The organism is Streptomyces naganishii JCM 4654, from assembly GCF_014650575.1.
Lineage (GTDB): Bacteria > Actinomycetota > Actinomycetes > Streptomycetales > Streptomycetaceae > Streptomyces > Streptomyces naganishii.
Genome location: NZ_BMVF01000005.1, coordinates 248,487 through 267,487, shown reverse-complemented (window position 1 = coordinate 267,487; position 19,001 = coordinate 248,487). Strand labels below are relative to the sequence as shown.

The following is a 19,001-nucleotide window of genomic DNA, read 5'->3' as shown; positions in this document are numbered from 1 at the left end:
GTTCGAAGACCTTTCGGGGGGTTGCGTACGAGGGGCGGGTCAGGGCTGCCGGCGCAGGTGCCGCAGGGCACCGCGGCCGACGGCGGTCGCGGCCGTCGCGGTGAGGGCCGCGGCGCCGGCGGCGGCCGCGGTGGCCGCCCACCGGGCCGCGCGGGAGGGCGGGGCGGGCCGCTTCGCCAGGCGTTCGGGCTGCCGGCTGGGCAGGTTCCCGTCCAGGCCGAGGGCGAGCGCCTCGGCCAGGTGCAGGGCCCGGCGGCCGGTGCCGCCCTGTTCGATCTGGGTGCGGCAGCTGAAGCCGTCGGCGAGGACGAGGCTGTCGGGGGCGGCGGCCCGCACGGCGGGCAGGACGCCCTGTTCGGCGACCGCCATGGACACGTCGTGGTGGCCGCGTTCGAAGCCGAAGTTGCCGGCCAGGCCGCAGCAGCCTTCGTCGAGGACGTCGGCGTCCAGGTGGGCGCGGCGCAGCAGTTCGCGGTCGGCGTCGAACTTCATGATCGCGTGCTGGTGGCAGTGGGTCTGCACGGTCGCCTGCCGGGCCAGCGCCGGCGGCTGCCAGCCTTCGGGGGCGTGGTGCACCAGTTGCTCGGCGAAGGTGCGGACCTGTCCGGCGAGCCGCTGGACGTCCTGGTCGGCGGGCATCAGCTCGCTCGCGTCGGAGCGGAACACGGCCGTGCAGGACGGCTCCAGGCCGATGATCGGGGTGCCCGCGTCGAGGTAGGGCCGCAGCACGTCCAGGGTGCGCCGCAGCGCCTTCTGGGCGACGGTCAGCTGCCCGGTGGAGATCCAGGTCAGGCCGCAGCACACCGGTTCGGTGGGCACCGCCACCTTGAACCCGGCGTCGCGCAGGACCCGTACGGCCGAGATCGCGATGGACGGGTGGAAGTAGGTGCTGAAGGTGTCGGGCCACAGGACGACGGTGCGCGGATCGGCCGGGTCGGGCTGCTCGCCGCCCTGCTCCTGCCACCACTGCACGAAGGACTGCCCGGCGAACACCGGCGGCTGCCGCTCCTCGGCCACCCCGGCGAGCAGCTTGCCCGCGCGGGCGAGACCGGGCGCCCGCAGCACGGTGTTGACCAGGGACGGTGCGATCCGCGACAGGCGGGCCCACAGCGGGAGCCAGCCCAGGGAGTAGTGCGCGGCGGGCCGCAGCCGGCCCTCGTAGTGGTGCGAGAGGAACTCGGCCTTGTACGTCGCCATGTCGACGTTGACCGGGCAGTCCGACTTGCAGCCCTTGCAGGCCAGGCACAGGTCGAGCGCGTCCTTGACCTCGGTGGAGCGCCAGCCGTCGGTGATCACGGAGTCCTGGTGGCCGCCGAGCATCTCGAACAGCAGCCGCGCGCGGCCGCGGGTGGAGTGCTCCTCCTCCATGGTGGCCCGGTACGAGGGGCACATCACGCCGCCCTCGTGGCTGCGGCAGTTGCCGATGCCGACACAGCGCATCACCGCGCGGGTGAAGGAGTGCTCGTCCTCGGGATAGCCGAAGTGGGTCTCCGGCGTGGCCGGGCGCCAGGCGGAGCCCAGACGCAGTTGCCCGTCGACGGGGTTGGGGTCGACGACCTTGCCGGGGTTCATCCGGTTGCCGGGGTCGAACAGCGCCTTCAGCTCGCCGAACGCCGTGACCAGCCGCTCGCCGAACATCCGGGTCAGCAGCTCGCCCCGGGACTGGCCGTCGCCGTGCTCGCCGGACAGGGAGCCGCCGTAGGAGGCGACGAGGTCGGCCGCGCGTTCCACGAAGCGGCGGAAGTGGGCGACGCCGTCGGCGGTCTTCAGGCCGAAGGGGATACGGGTGTGCACGCAGCCCTGTCCGAAGTGGCCGTACAGGGACGGGTGGTCGTAGTCGAACTCCTCGAACAGCTTCCTCAGGTCGCGCAGGTAGTCGCCGAGCCGTTCCGGCGGGACGGCGGAGTCCTCCCAGCCCTCCCAGGTCTCGCGGCCGTCCGGCGGCCGCGCGGTGACGCCGAGGCCGGCCTCGCGGGCCTTGAGCATCTTCTGCTCGCGCTCGGGGTTGTCGGAGAAGGCCACGTCCGGGTCCTTCTCGTCGCGGCCGAGGGAGCGCAGCAGGGCGTGCGCCTGCTCGTCGACCTCCTCCTGGCTGTCCCCGGCGAACTGCACCATCAGCCAGCTGCCGCCCCGAGGCAGGACGGCCAGCGAGTCCAGGTAGGCGCCCTCCTCGCGCATCAGCTGCGCCATCCGGTCGTCCAGCGCCTCCAGCTGGGTGGGCGAGCAGTGCTCCAGCAGACGGGAGACGTCGTCACCGGCGGCGGCGATGTCCTCGTAGCCGAGCACCAGCAGCGACTGGTACGCGGGGACCGGCACCAGGTCGAGTTCCGCGCGCAGGACGGTGACCAGGGTGCCCTCGCTGCCGACCAGGGCGCGGGCCACGTCGAAGCCGTTCTCCGGCAGCAGCGAGTCGAGGTTGTAGCCGGAGACCCGGCGGGGGATCTGGGGGAAGCCGCGCCGGATGTCGGCCATGTACTCGCCGGCGATGCGCTCCAGGCCCGCGTAGATCTCGGCCTTGCGCCCGCCCTCGGCGGCGATGCGCGCCCGCTCGGCCTCCGAGGTCGGCCCGACCCACATGCGCAGCCCGTCGTACGTCATGACCTCCAGGCGGCGCACGTTGTCGACGGTCTTGCCGTAGGCCTGCGCGGACGCGCCGCAGGAGTTGTTCCCGATCATTCCGCCGAGCGCGCAGTGGCTGTGCGTGGAGGGCTTCGGGCCGAACTGGAGCCTGTGGTCGGACAGCCGCTCGTTGAGCTGGTCCAGGACGATCCCCGGCTCCACGACGCACGTACGGGCGTCGGGGTCGACGGAGATCAGGGCGTGGCAGTACTTGGTCCAGTCGATCACCACGGCGGTGTTGGTCGTCTGGCCCGCGAGGCTCGTGCCGCCGCCGCGCGAGAGCACGGGGGCGCCGAACCGCGCGCACACCTCGACCGCGCGCGCCCCCGCCTCGACGTTGCGCGGCACGACCACGCCGATCGGCACCTGCCGGTAGTTGGAGCCGTCCGTGACGTACGCACCTCTGCTGCCGGCGTCGAACCGGACCTCGCCGTCCACGGCCTCGCGCAGCGCCGCCTCCAGCGCGGCCACGTCCACCGCGGGGGCGTCGAGGGGTGTGCGACTCATCAGGGGCAACCGCCTTCCTGGACCATGCAGGACGTCTTGGGGCGCGCACGCGCTACTCCCGCCGCGCCGCCCTCCGGGTACCCGCCCTTGCAGTGTGCAAGGGTGCCTTTTCACCCGCCCGTCGTACGCCCCCGCCGTCGACCGGGTGGATCTTGCGCCGCCCTCACGGCGGCCCCGCCCGCCCCGCCCGGCACGGCGGCATCGCCACCGCACGGGTCACGGGGGCGGGTGCGGGACGCTGAGCTGTTCGGGTGAGCGGGGTGCCCCGCGGCTACGGAAGGAGTTCCGCGAGGCGGCACTGGAGGGCCTGGGCTGTCTCCCTGTGGGGGTGCGAGTCACCGGAGAGGGCCGTGAGAAGGGCCAGCTCGACGCGGGAGTAGTGGTGGGTGGCCCTGGTGGGCGGCGGCGTAGAGGCCGGGTCCGGAGAGCGCATCCGGCGGTCGATGCCCCGCATCGCCGGGACGAGCGGGCCGAGGTGGGTGTCGAGCAGCTTGGCGACCTTCCGGGTCTTCAGGGTCTCGCCCAGGGACAGCAGCCGCTGCCGGACGCCCGGCAGGAAGTCGAAGGTGACCGCGTCGAACGGGTCGTGGTGGTCCGGCACGTCGTCGACCGTCGTGATCAGGCCGCTGGTCAGGATGGCGGCGAGGTCGCCGGCGTCGGCCTCCGGCATCAGCTCCACGGCGATCAGCTGCATCACGTGCCGGTTCAGCGGCGCGGCGGCCAGCAGCACCGCGAGCGCGAAGGAGTTCTCCGAGGCGGCCGTGCGGAAGGTGGCGATGCGCCGGTCGGGGTCGGTGTCCAGCTCCCCCGCGCCGGCCGGCGCCGCGACCCGCGTCCCCACGTCGCCCTCCTCGGGGATCTCCAGCACGTGCTGGCGCACCGGCAGCCGCCGGGACATCAGCAGCCGCGCCCACTGGTCCAGCCACCGTTTGCGTATCTCCAGCACCGGAATGAACAGGCTGGCGCACTGCTCGGGGCCGGCCTCCCCGGGCAGGGACGGCGAGTCGGACGGCTCGGCGAGCAGCGCGCGGTTGGCGCAGCCGGGGTGCGAGGTTCGCAGCCGCAGGGAACGGGTGTGGATGCCGGACAGGTGCCAGTTGTAGTGCGGCAGCACGTTCAGGATCGCCACGGTGTGGCAGCCGGCCCAGCGGCGCAGGTCGGGCCAGAGCAGCCGCCGCTTCCATGCGGCGCCGACTCCGTCGGTGAGGATCAGCACCATCTTGCGGGTGCCCTCGGTGCTCTCGCCCAGCCCGATGGCGCCGAGCCGGTCCCGGTCGAAGAGTCCGTCGGGCGTGGCGGACCGGTGCGTACGCAGCTTGACGACGTGCACCTCGCTGAACAGCGGCAGGTCGCGCACGCACGCGGCGAAGGCGTTCACGGTCGGGTACCACGCGGCCATGGACACCCCGGTGTCGACGACCAGGACCAGTTCCCACTGGGCGGCGGCGGTGGCGAGCCGCCCCTGCGGGCCGGGCGGGCGGTCCGGGACGGTGTAGGCGTCGGCGGCCTGCTCGACGGCCCCGGCGGCGTCGGGCCACAGGCGGATCAGCGTGTGCAGGGCGGCGGCCGAGGTCTCCGCCGCCGGGGTGGGCAGCGGGCCGGGCCAGCCGGGCGGGGCCTCGGCGAAGACGGGCTCGTGCCGGCCCGCTCCCTGGCCGGCAGGCCGCCAGGCGGGCGGCACGGTCGGAGCGGGGGCGGCGGTGATCAGCCACGCCCTGGCGTCGGCGTCGGGTGTGGTCACGGGGCCGCTACCTCGTCCGGTGGGGCAGGCGGGCGGACGGGCCGGACACCGTGTCCCCCGTGGCCCCGTGGGGGTGGAACAGCGGCGGGGAGGGCACCTCGTCCGGCGCGACGAGCGGGCTGAGCACGGGCAGCGAGCGGTTGGGGTCGTCCCACATCAGGGTGAGCCCGCGCACCACCTCCGTGGGCAGTCCGCCGTCCTCGCAGGCCAGCCGCATCGCGCGGATGCGCTCGGGCAGGGTCGAGACGGGGCCGCGGCTCAGCAGCACGTCCACGGTGTCGCGAAACTCGCGGGAGGTGCAGTCGTGGCGGTGCCACAGCACGACGGGGACACCGGTGGTGATGGCCCGCATCAACTGGCCCCGGCCCTCCGCGCAGTCGGGCGGCGCGGACAGCACCAGGGGCAGGTCGGGGCGCACCTCGGACCACTCCGGGAGCGGGACCGGCTCGGGAGATCCCGAGGGTCCCCCGAGCCGGTCCCGGTCCCGGCCGAGGCGTACCGGGCACGTGACGTCCCCGCCGCCGACCTTCTCCGCGGTGTCCACCATCCGCGACCAGCGCTCGCGCCAGGAGTGCTGGGAGCCGGAGGCCCGCATACGGTCCAGGCTGCGCACCACCACCCGTACGTCGTCCGGGGCGCCGGGCTCGCGCGGCGCGCACCACTCGGCGACCGGCAGGTTGATCAGGGACAGGGGCAGCCAGAACTCGACGGTGAGGGCCGCGTTCTTGTCGTGCCCCTGGGACGTCTCGCGCACCTTGCCGCGGATGGCCCGCTCCAGGTCGGCCTCGCGGACCCGGGCGTCGTTGTCGCGCAGCGCGGGCGCGGGGTGCGGGGCGTCGTCCTGGTGCCACACGCGCAGGGCGTAGTAGTCGTCGTCGAGGCCGTCCGGCAGCAGTACGAGCATCATGCGCCGTTCGCGGGCGGCGGTGACCAGGGTGCCGTCGGCGCGCGCCCGGCACGACTCGAGAGCCGGCCACAGCTCGCGGCTGCGGGCCCGCCGCTCGGTCCACTCCCGCAGCGGCGAGGCCAGCGGCTCCCCGGCGGAGGCGGCGAGGAACTCCAGGAACGCCAGGAACGGCGGAAGACCGTCCGGCAGCGCGTTGCGGCGCAGCAGGTAGAGCAGGGCGCTGCGGGCGTCGGTGCAGTGGTCGGGCAGGGGCGCCGGGACCGGCTGGAGGCTGGCGAGTGCGATGGCCTGCACGTCGTGCTCCTCGCCGACCTGGCCGAGCAGGCAGTCGAGTAACACCAGGTCCTCCGGGGCAAGTTGCTCCTGCGCCGTCCACTTGTCGGACAGCTGGCGCATTTCGAGCGCGGTGCGCCGGTCTCCGTCGAGCGAGGCCACGGCCTCGGCGAGGGCGTCGGTGCCCTCGCTGTGCGCGGTGCACTCGGTGACGATGTGGGTGAAGTGGTCGAAGGAGCGCGCGGGCGCCTTCTCCCGCGCCGTGAAGGGCTGTTCGAGGGCCCGGACCAGGTAGCTCACCAGGTCCCGGCGGCTGGAGGGGGTGGCGAACCGCGGCGAGCGGTTGAGGACGTCGGCCATCTGTCGCAGCAGGGTGCGGTGACGTGTGCGGCCAGCGGACCGTTCGGACTATTTGCCCCCATGAGCGCGCCCCCCTGCGAACCCGCCGGCCCGGCGGCACGAGCGTTCCGGCATGCCGCGTTCCCGACATGACTGTCCACCCGCCGGCCGTCCGCGGCCAAGGACATTTCCCGCACGACTTCGGCTTGTGCAGGACCAATACGTCCAACCGCCCTCCTTCGGTTCACCCCTGGCGGTCACAATGGGTCCGTGGGGGATCCGAGTCAGTGGGCGGCCTGGGCGGCTGCTGTGACGAGCATGGCCACCTTGGTGGTGACCACAGTGGTGGGCGGGCGCCGTGAGCAGCGGACGTGGGCACGGGACGCACTCACCGACGCGTTCGTCGGCTTCCTGGAGGCGAGTTGGGCGCACTCCGACGCCATGAAGGCGCTGTCCGGGGACCAGCCGGGTCCCGGCGCGCGGGCCGAGGAGCACTACGCCGAGATGCGCAGCCGGCTCACGCGCCTGCGTCTGCTCGCCTCGGCGCAGGTGCTGGAGGCGGGCCAGGAGCTGCTGCGGCGTCAGCGCGCCGTGCAGGAGGCGCCGCCGGGCGCCGGGCGGGAACAGGCGCTCGAGGAGGCCGCGCTCGCCCGGCGCAGGGTGGTGGCGGCGGCGAAGCGGGAGATGGGCCTTTGAGGCGGCGCGGTCAGAGCACATAGCGTCCCAGCCTGTCTTCGATGCCGTCGCGGATGTCGGTGAGCGTGGCCTGCGCGGCGGCGCCGTAGGAGCCGCCCTGGAGTCTTCGGGTGATGGAGCGGGCGATCACGGCGAAGTAGCCGTCGCTCCTGCGCTGCCGGGGGCCGGGCAGCCACTGGCCGACCAGGTTGCGCGCGGCCGCCAGCAGGATGGGGTCCCCGCCCTCCGTCGCGGTGAGCAGTTCGTCCCAGTGGCCCCAGTAGCCGAGCCCGATCAGGCGGGCCCTCTCCATGCTGGGGTGCATGGAGAGGGTGTCGCGGGCCATGCCGCGCAGGGTGCTCTCCGCCTCCTCCGCGTCCAGCGCCAGGGAGTCCTCCATCAGGGCGAGCCGCCCCAGGTAGCCGATCGCGGTGACCGCGTGCGCGGCCAGGGTGACCTCGATCTGCCCGTACTGCCCGTGCGAGTGGGTGATCACCGTGCGGATGTTGTGCTCACTCTCGGCTACCTCACGGGCGAACGGCAGCGCCTGGTGGAGTCCGGCGCTGGCGGCCATCAGCACGAACTGGTGGGCGACCACTCCGTGCGGGCTCGTGGGGCGCAGCCGCATCAGCTCGCGCTGCTCCTGCGGGGTGAGCGCGGCCGGCTGCACCCAGGGGGCGTCGAGCAGGACGTCGGCGCTGCCCAGCAGGCAGATCCGGGTGTGGCTGTCGAACTCCTGCTCCCGCATGAAGAAGCGCATCTCGGCGCGTGGCGGCAGGACGCGCCGCCAGGTCATCGCCCAGGGCCAGTTGAGCGCCTCGCGGACGAGTCCCGCCTTGGCGAGGGCGTCCTGCACGCGCATGGCCAGCCGCAGTCCGGTGCCCTGGTCCAGGGCGACGACGGCGGTGACGAAGCTGGCGACCGCGTCCACGTACTCGGCGCCCGGCCGCTCCAGGAACCGCTCCAGGAGCGGTTCGAGGGCGGCCGGGTCCTGGTCGGGCGGCAGACAGGAGACGGCGGCGGCGACCAGGGACAGCTTGGCGGGCGTCTGCCGGACGAGGATGGCCTCGAGGTCGCCCACGTCCAGGCGCAGCCCCTCGGCGAGGATGTGGTGCCCGGCGATGACCGCGAGCTGCTCGTTCTCCCGGGTGAGCAGCCGCCGCCAACGCTCCTGGCCCGGCGGCCGTACGCCCGGTTCGTGCTCGTCGAGCACGGCGTCGGCCAGGACGTTGGCCGGGGACTGCGACTGCTGTGCGCGGGCGGCCGTGCACAGCAGCCGGCGCCAGCGCGGATGCTCGGCCAGGCCCATGCGGAAGCGGTAGCCCAGCAGTGTCTCGATGCGGCCCTCTACGGCCAGCAGTTCCAGCAGTGCCATCCGCTCGTCGTTGAGGTCGACCGCGTCGTCGGTGCGGGCCGTCGAGCGCAGCGTCTCGTCGATCTCGGCCAGCCGGGCGGCGCAGGCGTCGCCGTAGGTGCGGCGCAGGGCCCTGGTCGGCTGGACCCTCAGCTGCCTGAGGGTCTCCCAGGCCTGGGAGACCACCGGCCAGGGCGCATTGGGGGTCACGCGGGCCAGGACGTGGGCGACGAGGCCGCCGAGGCCCGTGACCTGGACGCAGCGCAGGGCGCGCGCGACCACCCGGGGGTCGGTGCGCCGGTCGGTGGGCGGGTCGAGGAGCCGGACCAGCACCTCGCGCAGATCGGCGGTGGCGCCGGGCACGAACCACTGGTGCATCATCACCAGCCCGTCCAGGGCCGCTGCGACGGCCTCCGGCGCGCCGTCGCGTTGCACGGCGGCGGTCGCCAGGACCTCCAGCGCGGGCTGGGAGCCGTAGCGTGCCAGGGCGTAGGCGGAGCGGCGCCAGGCCGGCAGCCCGCTGTGCGGGGAGTGCAGTACGGCCCGCTGGCGGCCGAGGAAGTCCTCGCGGGTGGTCTCCACCGCGTTCTCGGGCGCCGCCTGGAGCAGCATCGCCCCGTACAACGGGTTGGCCGAGGCGCCCTGTTCGACGACGGCGGCCACGACCGCGGGGTCGGTGCCGGGGTCGGCGACGAGCATCTGGGCGGCGTCGCGCCAGGCGTGCCGCAGGATGCGGACGGTGACCTCGTCGACCTCGTCCGGCTCGTACTGCTGGAGCACCGAGGCGGCGCAGTAGGCCTGCACGAGGGGGTTGCAGAAGGTGACGCGGGACGACTCCTCGTTGATGACGCTGGTCGACAGCAGTGCGGCCAGAGTGAGTTCGGCGTCGCCGGTGTCGTGGTCGGCGATGACGCGCAGGGCCTCGTCGCGGCTGAGCGCGCCGGAGTCGCCGAGCCGGGTGACGAGTTCCCGCAGCAGCCGCAGCTTGCGTTCGACCTCGCTGGAGTGGTTGCTCGACTCCAACTGCCTGAGGAGGTACTTGCGGGCCAGCACACCGGGGTTGGCGGGTATGTCGCCGGTGCGGGCGTAGTGCCGTACGAGCATCCACAGGAACTGCGGCTTGCCGGCCAGGTCGCGCAGCGCGGCGGTTCCGGGGTCGTCGAACAGCCGCTCCTTGAGCTGTTCCAGCTTGGGCTGCCAGTCCTGGGGCGCGAGCAGGCGCAGCACCTCGGCCAGGAAGCGCCGGGCGGGCTGCTCGCGCACCTTGTGCAGGGCGACGGCGGGCCAGCCCAGCTGGCCGGGGTCGTAGTTGTGGGCGCGCTGGCAGACCACGACCCGTACGTGCGGCGCCTCGGTGCGCAGTTCCTTGAGCCAGTCCAGCACCTGACCGCGCAGCCGCGGGTCGACCTTGTGCAGGGCGTCCACGGTCAGGTGGACCAGGCCCAGGTCCATGAGCCGGGCCAGCCGCTCCTCGGAGAGCAGACTGCGCAGCCCGCAGACCTCGAGCAGCACCGCGGCGGCCGGCGAGCGCGCGGACAGCACGTGGCTCAGCTGGGGTGCGCTGACCGACAGGGGCAGCAGTCCGCGGGCGCCTGCGCACCCGTCCTCACCGTCGCCCGCGGACACGCCACGGGACACGCCGTCGTGGTCGTGTTCGCCGGCGGGCCGCCCGGTGCCCGGGGAGCGTGGGGACAGCAGCATCCTGCGCAACTGCCGTGCCACCACGGTGGTTCCGGAGCCGGACTCGCCGAGCAGGACGACGGCCTCCTGCTCGGCGAGCAGTTCCAGGCAGTCGCGGGAGGCGACCGACAGCGCGCCCTGCCCCTGCTGCACGAACGGCTCGCCCGGCGCGAGGGCGTGGCCCTCCAGCGGGATGTAGACGAAGTCGGCCCCGGGCTTTCCCGCGCACCCGGGGTCGTCGCACTCGGCGTCCTGGCAGCAGCGCCTGAGCACCTGGACTATCCCGGTCAGCGGCCCGTCCGCCAGGTACCGGGCGACCGACCGCCGCCACCCGGCGATCCGGTCCTGGTTGCCCGTCCGGCCCGCGGCGAGCACGGCCACGGAGACCAGGTCGCCGCTCTCCCAGTCGTTGCCGTCGCCGTGGGTGAGCAGCACTTCGCAGGCGGCCCGCATCTCCTGCTCGCCCCAGCGGGCGAACAGGTCGGCGCGGCGCGGCGCGAGGCACTCGGACGCGACCGCGGCCGCCGCCGCGGCGGCGATCACGCGCGGATGGTCGTCCTCGTCCGCCCGCCACTTGAAGGTGCGGCAGGCGGCGAGCAGCAGGTGCTGGAAGTAGTGCTCGGGAAAGGCCGCCCGGTCGCTCTCTGGCACCCACTGCCACACCCCGCGCCGCAGCGCCCACAACAGGGCCAGGCACCGGCCGAGTTCGGGTGCGGTGTCGCGGTGGCGGTCCGCGAGGTCTTGCGCGGCGCGGTCGGCGGCACGCGTGCCCCAGAACGGGAGTACGACGGTGAGCAGGCCCAAGTAGCTTTGCAGACGCACCAGTTGCGGCCAGGTCAGGCGGCCGGCCACGCAGTCGCGCAGGACGCACACCTCCATCCAGGCCGGATCTGTCAGGGAGTAGGCGTCCTTGCGGAACGAGGCGAAGTCGATCAGGTACGGGTTGGGGCCGCAGAACAGCACGTTGCGCGGATTGAGGTCGCCGTGCACGGCGGAGCGGGTGCGGGGGGCCGACGCGCTCTCCAGGGTGTCGTAGAGGCGGCGCAAGGGATGGTCGGTGCGCACTCCCTGGTACTCGAGGCTGTCGGGCCCCTCGCGTAACCCGCCGTCGTCGGCGAAGGCGGCGGTGAGCAGGTCCGACCACTCCCCCGCGCGTACGGAGGCGACCCGCCCGTAGACGTCCACCGCCGTGCCGGGCTTGATGTCGCGGGCGGGCCGGCCGCCGGGCGCGGCCCGCCCGGTGAGCGCGACCCGCACCTTGGTGGACTTGAACCGGCCGGTGACCGTGGCCCCGTCGACCTGGACCTCGTCGAGCCGGAGCCGGGTGCGGCCGCCGGCGGCCAGGGAGCGTGCGCTGCCCGGCGGCGAGGTGGAGGAGCGCAGCAGACGGGCCGAGGTCAGCACGTCGCTGCACAGGTCGGTCTCGTCGGGGTTGCCGTCGACGAGCAGGACCAGCCCCTCGGGCGGTTCCTCGATGTCGTCCACGGTGAGGGACAGGTCGCAGCCCAGCCGGCGGTTCTCGTCGGTCAGGTCGCCGTCCCGCGAGGTGCTCTCGCGGAACAGCTTGCGGGTGAGGGTCTGCATGAGTCCGGCGACGACGGCGGCGGCCTCGTCGCACCGCCGCTGGTCGCCGAGCGCGTCCAGCCAGACGTCCTGAAGCGAACGCACGGGTCCGCTCGGGTCGTTGTCGCGGTCGCGGACATGGGCGTAGACGACGGCGTGGCGGTTGAAGTCGGTGCCGAGTCCAGGGTTGCGCACCCCGTTGCCCACCGCGACGATCGGCACGAACAGGGTGGCGTCGAGCGAGGCCGACAGCTGCCGGTACGCCTCCCACTCCTCCACGGCGTCCTGGTGCCGCATGAGCTTGGCGACCTGCAAGGAGGCCGAGCCGCCCCGGGCCACCTCGATTTCCAGGACCTCCGAGCCGCTGCGGCCGCCCGCGAGCCTGCGCAGCACGGTGACCTTGCGGACGTGTTCGGGCCAGGCGCCCTCACGTCCGCAGGCGGCCTCGTCGGTGGTACTGCCGACCGCCACGTCCAGCAGCGCGTCCTTGATGTCGTCCTCGTCGGCCTTCGCGATCCCGCAGTCCGGCGCGAACGTCACCTGCCAGCCCATGGGCACCCCCGTCGCACCGTTGAACGCCCCACACCCTTGCCGGCGTTCGCGGATGCCGATGTAACTGGCGAGAGTGTAGCGACGCGGAGGGCCCCACGACCCCCTCCGCACGGACGCCGCACCCCCGCGTGCACACAGATGGCCGAGTCCGCTTCGAACCTGACCACTCACGCGCGATCCGCCACGAGATCTGACCGGGGCCGACCGCAGCGGGACGGGCGCCTGACGGCTCCCGGTCCGGATCGGAGTCAGGCGGTCGCCGGACCGGCGACGGCCGCGGCAGAGTGGAGGGCCGACCATGTCGACGACGTGGTCGGCAGCCGCCCCGACCACCGGGTCCTGGGTGGCGACGACGGTGACGCAGCCGTGGCGGCGCGTGGCCGAGGCGATGAGGCGCACGAGGCCGGCGGCCCGCTCGCGGTCCACCGCGGTGGTGGGCTCGTCCACGAGCAGCACCTCCGGTTCGAGCAGCGACGCCCGCGCGACGGCGATCCGCTGCCGCTCCCCGCGCGACGGCTCGTCGGCGCGGTGCCGCAGCCGGTGCGCGGAACCGGCCTCGGTCAGCAGTTCCTCGGCCCGCCCGCGCATCCGCCGCGGCGAGCGGCCGGCCACGGCCGCGGCGGCCGGAAGTTGTTCGAGCGCGCTGCGAGGCGGCGAGCAGGTTGCCGCTCCGGAAGACGCATCCCGCGCGGTCCCCCCGCAGCCGGGCCCCCGCGGGGTAGGTCAGCCGTCGCGCCGCTGGCGGCGGATCCGGGCGGCCACGTCGTTGTCCTCGGTCTCCCACCAGGGCCGTACGAGATCGGGCGCGGGGGACGCCGGCGCGGGAGCGGCCGGGGACGGCACGGCTGAGGCCGGCTCCGCGCCGGCCGGCGGGGCGACACGTACGAGCTGCTCGTCGAGGCGGCGGTCCAGGACCGCGTTCTGCGCACGCTCGGCACGCGCCCACTGCACCAGGATCGCCAGCATGAAGGGCAGCGCGACCAGTTCGGCGATGCTGAGCATGGCGCCCCCGCCGATCTGCTGGTCGTGGTGGACGTCCGTGGACCAGGTGGGCGCGTGGTGCAGGTACCAGGCCCCGGCGATCAGCGTGCCGTGGGTCATCACCACGACACCGGGCACCGCGTCGACGAGGCCGTCGAGGAAGACCAGACCGGCGCGCACGGGATGCGTGCACCAGGAGGGCAGCGTCTGCTCGTGGGTGAGGACGGGCACGACGAAGAGGCATCCGGCGGCGAGCAGGTGCAGGTACATCAGCTCGTGCAGCCAGCCGACGCGCAGGGCGGTGGCGAAGTACGGGGTGAAGTAGACGACCAGTTCGGTGGCGAGGACGAGGACGGTGGAGACCAGGGGGAAGGTGAGGACGCGCACCACCCGGCCGGTGACGATCCGCCGCGCGCGCCGCGAGCCGTTCTCCGGCAGCGCCTCGACCGCGAGCCGCAGCGGGTCGCCGAGCGCGAGGCCCAGCGGGGCGACCAGGTCGAGCAGGATGTTCTGCACCGCGGCCGGCCAGAACAGCACGTGGTCGTAGACGGCGAGCGCGGACATGGTGGCCACCACCAGCGCGCCGAGTCCGGGCAGCGCGAAGGCGGCGGCCCGGGCGAGCGGCCAGGACCCGCCGCGCCGGCGCACCCGCAGCACGCCCGCGCCGTACAGGGCGCCGAGCAGGATCACCAGGAGCAGCGCGGGCAGGTCGAGCTGCCACGAGCCGAGCAGCCGCCCCACGGTCGGCGCCGGCGGCTGGGCGGCGGACGCGTCGGTCAGGGCGGACAGACCGGTCACCGCTGAGGCGATCATGCGCATCGTTCTCCTTCGGCCCACAGGGGATGATTCGGCTCGAATCCCTGGCGGGACGTTATCCTCCCGGACCGGTGCGGCGGGCGGCGGGGGCCGGTCAGTCGCTCTGCCGGGGGATGGCGGGGACGCTGAGCAGCCGGTCGAGCTCCATGCGCCGGGAGGTCGACGGGGAGAGGTCGGCGTAGCGGGCCCGCAGCCGTTCGACGTCCCCGGGCGACAGCGTGCCGCCGCCGGCCTGGAGGAGTCCGCCGAGGGCACGGATGCCCCAGTAGTGGCTGAACGGCTTGTCCTCCACCTCGACCAGGGCCCTGACCAGCCGGTCGATGTACTGGGTCTCGGGGGTGGCGTAGAGGTAGGCGTAGGCCGCCAGGCGCGTGCCGGAGTCGCCGGACCCCAGCGCCTGTCCAGGGTCGAAGTCGGCGGCCCGCACGGTCCAGGTCATCAGCTCGCCGACGAGGCGGTTCATCGCCTCGGAGCGGGCCGGGCCGCGCGGCCGGGCCCTGATCTCCTCGTAGCGCGCCGCCAGTTCGGCGACCCTCTCCCCCGCGCGCCCGGCGGTGCGGTCGAGCGAGGAGCCCGCGCTGGCCGCCCCGAGCGCGGCCTGCGCCGTCTGCGCGGCGTCCCCCACCTCACCGCGGACCAGCCGGGTGCTGCGCTCGGCCTCCTCGACGCGCTGCTCCAGGTTCCGGTAGCGCACGGCCCCGCCGCCGGGGAACTCGATGCTGTCGACCACGGAGCCGATCCACGGGAGCACGGCCACGCCCAGCAGTACGACGGTGAGCGTATCGATCTTGAGTTGAGGCCAGACTGTATGCGCGACCGCGAGCGCGACGGCACCGAGGGTCACTGTCGCCGGCAGGATGCGCTTGGGATCCGTCACGGCGCCCAGCATGTCAGAGGGAGGGGCGGGGGCACGGCCGTTTCCGGATCACCTCCGGGCGCGCGGCCCCCGCCGGAGGGAGGGGCTCTTGTACGGCGAGGACATCACGCGTGACCGGATCGCCGAGGCGTATCCCAAGGTGTATCCCGCGCTGGAGTCCTGCGCCTCGACCCTGGAGTCGCTGCTGACCACGCTGTGCCGTGACCGCGGGGTCAAGGTGCACGCCATCGAGGCGCGCGCCAAGCACCCGGACAGCCTCAGGGACAAGCTCCGGCGCCACCCCAACTACCAGCGGCTGTCCGACGTGGAGGACATGTGCGGGGCGCGCATCGTGACGTTCTACCAGGAGGACGTGACACGCATCCGCGACCTGCTCCACAAGGAGTTCCTCATCCACAAGGAGGAGAGCCGCCACGCCGAGTCGCCGGACGCCTTCGGCTACCGGAGCCTGCACATCATCGGCCAGTTCGACGCCCGCCGACGTGATCTGCCCGAGTACAAGGCCTACGCCGAGTTCCCGGTGGAGTTCCAGGTGCGCACGGTGCTCCAGCACGCCTGGGGCGTGATCAGCCACAGCCTCGACTACAAGAACGAGGCGGAGACCCCTCCGGAGGTGCGGCGCAAGCTGTTCCGGCTCGCAGCGCTCATGGAGACGGGCGACGAGCTGTTCGGCAGCTACCGCTTCGAGGTGGAGTCGCTGCGCGACCGCTATCGCAAGCAGGAGAAGCACGGTGACTGGACGGAGCTCCCCGTCGACCTCGACTCCGTCACGACCAGCTGGAAGCGGCTGCCCATCGGTGAGGTGGTGGCGGTGGCCAAGCGCGCCGGTTTCCAGGAGATGGACGACAGCTCCCACGAGGAGAGCCACCGCTGGTCGATGGGGATGCTCGTGTCCATGACGCGGCTGGCGGGGCTCGAGACCCTCGGGGATCTGGAGAAGGTGATGGCGGGGATCGGCCACTACGAGCCGCGGCTCGCCGAACTGGCGCGGATCAGCAAGGAAAACGGCTTCACCCCGTTCGCCAACGCCTTCGACCTGACGGCGTTCGCCATGATCCTCGAGCACCCCGAACTGCGGGTGAAGCTGGGCACGCCCTTCCACCCCGCGATCGAAGCCGGGCTGGACGCCGCGCTCCGGTCGGGCGCGACGTCGTGAGCGGCCAGGGCTGAACGCGGCGCCCACCCTGGAGGACACCGCCCGCCCGGACGCGGCGGGCGGGGCGCCGGGTCAGCGGGTGAAGCGTGAGGCGCCGAGGTTCACCAGGTGGCCGACCAGGCTGATCCGTATGCCGTCCGGGGTCGAACGCGCCTCGGTGAAGCCGGTGTTCTCCGGGAGCTGGACCCGCCAGGTGGCCACCGGCTGCGCGCTGCCGGGGACGGTGAGGGAGATCTCGTTCCCCTGCGCGAGGACCGTGCCCTCGCCGTCCCCCTGCCGGCCGCGGATCGTGCCGCTGATCTTGACCTTCGCGGCCTGACCCGCCGAGCCCTGGGCCTGGGACACGTGCACGGAACCGCCGCTCGCGGCCAGCCTCGACACCGCGCCGGACAGGGCGTCGTACGAGAGCGTCACGTCGCCGGTGGCGAGGTCGGCCTCGGCTTCGCGCGCCGTCAGGGAGGTCACCCGCACATGGCGCAGGTCGATCCGGAGCCGTTCGACGGGCAGGTAGCCGCCCTGCGCGTTGCCCGTGGTGTCCACGGTGAACTTCCCCGCGTCCAGCTCGACATGGTCGAAGTCCTGGCTGAACGCCTGGGTGAGGAAGGGGAATCCGTCTATCGACACGTCCAGATGCCCGTCGGTGCTGTCGCGGTACCCGTACTTCTCCGCCGCGAGCCGGGCGGCCTCCTTGTCCGCGTAGTGCACGGCGACCCGGTCGGCCACCGTGAAGAGAGCGGCCGACACCACCACGATCACCGCGAGCACCTTGACCCACCGACGCCTCATGCGAGATTCCCCCGTTGCCCCCGACTGCATGTCCATGACGTACGCGACAGTACAGGGCTGATCACGCCCGGCACGGTGACGGAGAGCGGGCCTGGGTACCCGGAGGGGGCACGACACGCCGTTTCGCGAAAGAAGGCCGGACCAGTGAACCTCGCAAGCGGAATGAACCTCCTCGCGTCGGCCAAGGTGGACGAACTCTTCCCGTGGTTCGTCATCATGTTCGGGATCCTCGCCGCCGCCCTCGTGATCATGCTGCTGAAGACCAGGAAGCGCTGAGTTCCACGGGAGCGCGGGTCATCGCGCCCTCCGTACGTGGGCGAGTTTGGCCGGATCGGTGACCAGGTAGACGTCCGAGACCTGGTCACCGTCCGGGGTGAGGTCCATGACCATCACGGCGTACGGGGTGTCTCCGGTGAACAGCACCGCCGCGTCGTCGCCGTTGACGCGCCGGTAGCGGATGTCCGGGTCCTCGGTGCGCCGGGTGGCGTAGCCGGCCAGCATGCGGGCGGCCTTCTCCCGGCCGTGCACCGGGCGCGACCCGGCCCCGCTCCGCGCTCCCCCGCTGTCGATCCAGACCGTCACGTCCGGCGCGAGGATCTCCATGAGCGCGCCGATGTCGCCGCCGAGGGCGGCCGCGACGAACCGCTCCGTGGCCTCGCGCCGGACGCGGGGGTGGGCGCGGTAGCGGGGGCGGCGGGCGCGCACGTGCGCGCGGGCGCGGTGGGCGAGCTGGCGCACGGAGGCGGGGCTGCGGTCGAGCACGCCGGCGATCTCGGTGTGGGGGTAACCGAACACCTCGTGCAGGACGAACACGGCCCGTTCCAGGGGCGTGAGGGTCTCCAGGACCACCAGCAGGGCCATGGAGACCGAGTCCGCGCGCACCGCCTGGTCGGCCGTGTCGGGGACGGAGCCGGTGGCGGTGTCGGTGACCAGGGGTTCGGGCAGCCAGGGACCGACGTACGTCTCACGGCGGACGGCGATGGCGGCCCGCCGGGCGAGCGCGTGGTTCACCGCGACGCGTACGAGGTAGGCGCGCGGATTGCCGATCTCCGCAAGCGGCGCCCGGCTGTTCTTGCCGGACCAGGACAGCCAGGTCTCCTGGAGCACGTCCTCGGTGTCGGCGACGCTGCCGAGCATGTTGTAGACGACGGAGAACAGGAGCTCGCGATGGCCGGCGAAGAGCCGTGTGGCGTCGTACGCCGGATCGTCCGCCCGGCCCGTCGCCGCGCTCTCGTCGGGCGTGCCTGCCATCGTCGTCCTCCCTGTCGTGTGCCACGGGTCCACCCGGTCGTACCGAACTCTCATTTCCTGCCGCCGAGTGCCTCCTTGCGGATGACGTCGAGGAAGCCCGGCACTCCCTGCGTGGTGCGGACGTCGAGGAAGGCGCGCACATGGCGGCCACCGGTCGCCTGGCGCAGCAGCGCGTTCCCCAGGTCGGCGCGCGAGGTGAACCGGCCGGGGAGGCGGGAAGTGGCGATCCGGTAGTCGCTGACCTGGTCCGCGTCGAAGAGGCCGGCCGGGCGCAGGATCGTCCAGTCGTGGTCGCCGTCGGTCACGATCCCTTCCATGCGCCGCATGTCGTCGTACACGGTGCGCCCGATGGTGCGGGCGATGAGGGGTTCGAGCACCGCCCGGAAGAAGAAGGTCTCGTCCGGCGCCGGTACGCCGAAGAGCACGGTCGAGGTCACGCAGACCAGGCGCCGGACGCCCTGCTTCGTCATGGCCCGCATGATGTGGCGCATGCCGTCGGAGTACACGGTGACGGGTTTGAGGCCGTAGGGCACGCCGACCGCCGAGATCACCGCGTCCTGCCCGGCCACGGCGCTCTCGACAGCGCCCGGATCGAGCACATCGGCGCCCGCCACGCGCAGCCGCGGGTCGCTGAGCGGGAAATCGCCGGGGTGGCGGGTGACGGCCGTGACCGTGTGCCCTTCCGCGATCGCCTGCGCGGTGGCCTGCCGTCCGGTCGGCCCGTTCGCCCCGAATATCACGAGTTTCACGTGTTCTGCCCTCTCCCTGCGGATGGTCTCGTCATATGGGAGGTGGCGAGGACGGCGAGTGTGACATCGCGCGCCGGCGTGAGGCGCGGCAAGCCAGGTCGAGAGAGTGCGGGAGGTGCTCACGGGGCGGCGCCCCGAAGATCGGCCCCGTCGGCAAGGTCGGCCGAGCCTCAGG

The 19,001-nt window shown here is 73.3% G+C and carries 12 protein-coding genes; 3 read left to right on the top strand and 9 right to left on the bottom strand.

The annotated features are described in order from the left end of the window. Positions 1-39 precede the first annotated feature (39 nt). The 3 genes from IE217_RS11405 to IE217_RS11395 form a co-directional block, all read right to left on the bottom strand. Positions 40-3,126: an FAD-binding and (Fe-S)-binding domain-containing protein gene (locus IE217_RS11405; protein ID WP_190177669.1), complete on the bottom strand. Its 3,087-nt coding sequence runs from the start codon at positions 3,124-3,126 to the stop codon at positions 40-42. A gap of 271 nt (positions 3,127-3,397) precedes the next feature. Then, a complete protein-coding gene (locus IE217_RS11400) occupies positions 3,398-4,867 on the bottom strand; it encodes an SAV_2336 N-terminal domain-related protein (protein ID WP_190177668.1) in 1,470 nt (489 codons plus the stop codon). 7 nt (positions 4,868-4,874) lie between these two features. Further along, on the bottom strand, positions 4,875-6,407 hold the full coding sequence (locus IE217_RS11395; RefSeq protein ID WP_190177667.1) for a VMAP-C domain-containing protein: 1,533 nt from the start codon (positions 6,405-6,407) through the stop codon (positions 4,875-4,877). Between the two features lie 249 nt (positions 6,408-6,656). On the opposite strand from IE217_RS11395, the gene IE217_RS11390 reads away from it, so the two are divergent. After that, positions 6,657-7,082, top strand: coding sequence for a hypothetical protein (locus IE217_RS11390; RefSeq protein ID WP_190177666.1), 426 nt, complete (start codon positions 6,657-6,659; stop codon positions 7,080-7,082). Positions 7,083-7,092: 10 nt separating this feature from the next. On the opposite strand, the gene IE217_RS11385 is transcribed toward IE217_RS11390, so the two are convergent. The 3 genes from IE217_RS11385 to IE217_RS11375 all read right to left on the bottom strand — a co-directional run bounded on the left by IE217_RS11385 (position 7,093) and on the right by IE217_RS11375 (position 14,884). Next, positions 7,093-12,798 (bottom strand): ATP-binding cassette domain-containing protein, encoded by a 5,706-nt coding sequence (locus IE217_RS11385; RefSeq protein WP_190177877.1) that lies wholly within the window; start codon positions 12,796-12,798, stop codon positions 7,093-7,095. Between the two features lie 135 nt (positions 12,799-12,933). Continuing rightward, a complete protein-coding gene (locus IE217_RS11380; RefSeq protein WP_373297992.1) occupies positions 12,934-14,004 on the bottom strand; it encodes a cytochrome c oxidase assembly protein in 1,071 nt (356 codons plus the stop codon). 97 nt (positions 14,005-14,101) lie between these two features. Then, positions 14,102-14,884: a hypothetical protein gene (locus tag IE217_RS11375; protein ID WP_190177664.1), complete on the bottom strand. Its 783-nt coding sequence runs from the start codon at positions 14,882-14,884 to the stop codon at positions 14,102-14,104. 88 nt (positions 14,885-14,972) lie between these two features. Here IE217_RS11375 and IE217_RS11370 point away from each other — a divergent pair, with 88 nt between their 5' ends. After that, positions 14,973-16,040: a GTP pyrophosphokinase gene (locus IE217_RS11370; RefSeq protein ID WP_190177663.1), complete on the top strand. Its 1,068-nt coding sequence runs from the start codon at positions 14,973-14,975 to the stop codon at positions 16,038-16,040. A 72-nt stretch (positions 16,041-16,112) separates the two neighbouring features. Here the strand turns inward: IE217_RS11370 and IE217_RS11365 are convergent, their stop codons facing one another. Further along, on the bottom strand, positions 16,113-16,826 hold the full coding sequence (locus tag IE217_RS11365; protein WP_190177662.1) for an LmeA family phospholipid-binding protein: 714 nt from the start codon (positions 16,824-16,826) through the stop codon (positions 16,113-16,115). A 144-nt stretch (positions 16,827-16,970) separates the two neighbouring features. Between IE217_RS11365 and IE217_RS35090 the strand changes: the two genes are divergently transcribed. Beyond that, positions 16,971-17,102, top strand: a complete 132-nt coding sequence (locus IE217_RS35090) for a hypothetical protein (protein ID WP_268249142.1) — start codon at positions 16,971-16,973, stop codon at positions 17,100-17,102. Between the two features lie 18 nt (positions 17,103-17,120). Here IE217_RS35090 and sigJ read toward each other — a convergent pair whose 3' ends face one another. Both sigJ and IE217_RS11355 read right to left on the bottom strand, forming a co-directional pair. Next, a complete protein-coding gene (gene sigJ, locus IE217_RS11360; RefSeq protein ID WP_190177661.1) occupies positions 17,121-18,077 on the bottom strand; it encodes an RNA polymerase sigma factor SigJ in 957 nt (318 codons plus the stop codon). Between the two features lie 50 nt (positions 18,078-18,127). Next, positions 18,128-18,826, bottom strand: coding sequence for an NAD(P)-dependent oxidoreductase (locus IE217_RS11355; protein ID WP_190177660.1), 699 nt, complete (start codon positions 18,824-18,826; stop codon positions 18,128-18,130). Positions 18,827-19,001 lie beyond the last annotated feature (175 nt).